Below are 1,142 nucleotides of genomic sequence, written 5' to 3' on the forward strand. Positions count from 1 at the left end.
ATCGCGCCCTTGGTCGCGCGCGAACCTTCCAGAATGCGGTTGAGCGATGCCGCGGCATACCCGCTCTTCCCGAACTCGACGGCCGCGGACTTGATTATCGCCGCGCGTGTCCGGCGGGCCCGCTCTTGCTGCCGTGCCATGCTCGAAACGCCTCCGAACCTTCTCACCGCCCCCGATCAATAACCGACCGTTGACGCGAATAGTGGTTTTAATAAAAACTTTTGGTATGAAATCTCGCAGAAAAGCCGGTACCCCGCCGGCTGGTATAGTTCGCCCGCCCGGGTGCGCCGCAGGGGGTGCACACTCGGGCTCAACTACCTGTGAGAACCGCCTCCTCCTGCGGTAACGATTGCCCCTTTGCCGAAGATTCGCGCGCCCTTCGCGATTACCCCGGCACTTCGAACCCTCGATGAATTCCTCGACACCACGACCGGCACCGGTGCGCTGAACAACGCAGCACCGGTGATTGTTTCGAAATTCACCAGGCGATCACCGTACCCGCATTCGCGAGCCGACACGCGGCGAATGGGGCACCCATCCGAACATCCGGTTCGGTTATCCAACTCAGCTAACGAGGCGCAACCGAAATGGTTTCGTCGGCTATGAATTCCGTAGGCGCACAGCCCGGTTGACCAGGCCCGGGGGGGCGGCCGGGCCCCCCCCCCCCCCCACCCCCGCCCAACCATCCCCCCCCCGGCGCCGGCGCCGTCGCCCCCAACCCCGCCGTGGTGCCGAGTGTGGGACTCGAACCCACACGTCCTTTCGGACAACGGTTTTTGAGACCGTCGCGTCTGCCAGTTCCGCCAACCCGGCGCACCGCGGTCACTATAGCGCCTCGACGCGCCGGGAAGCGAACCGCCGGTCGAACCGGCGGACGGCCAGGTCATCGCACCAGGTCGGCAGCACCTCGACCGGCCTGGCCGCACTCACCCGCGGTGCCAGCACACGGCGGGATGCTCCCCTCTCGCGGCCGGGTACACGGCGACGAACCCTCGCCGCCTCCGGTCATTACCGAATAGAATTGTTACGCGGAAAAAGAGTGATGATCGACACATATCGCTCCCAGGTTTCCAGTTCATATCTCGCGGGTATCACGGTCACGCACAACGGATTTCGCACCGCATTCGTGTACAGGATTCAAC

1 tRNA gene and 1 pseudogene are annotated in these 1,142 nt (G+C 64.0%); both read right to left on the minus strand.

Annotated elements, in window-relative coordinates:
- Nucleotides 1–140, minus strand: a pseudogene (locus ACFWPJ_RS33430) (TetR/AcrR family transcriptional regulator); the annotation flags it as partial.
- Nucleotides 141–726: 586 nt separating this feature from the next.
- A tRNA-Leu gene (locus tag ACFWPJ_RS33435) sits at nt 727–813 on the minus strand.
- Between the last annotated feature and the right edge of the window lie 329 nt (nt 814–1,142).

This window comes from Nocardia sp. NPDC058497 (genome assembly GCF_042720195.1).
GTDB lineage: Bacteria > Actinomycetota > Actinomycetes > Mycobacteriales > Mycobacteriaceae > Nocardia.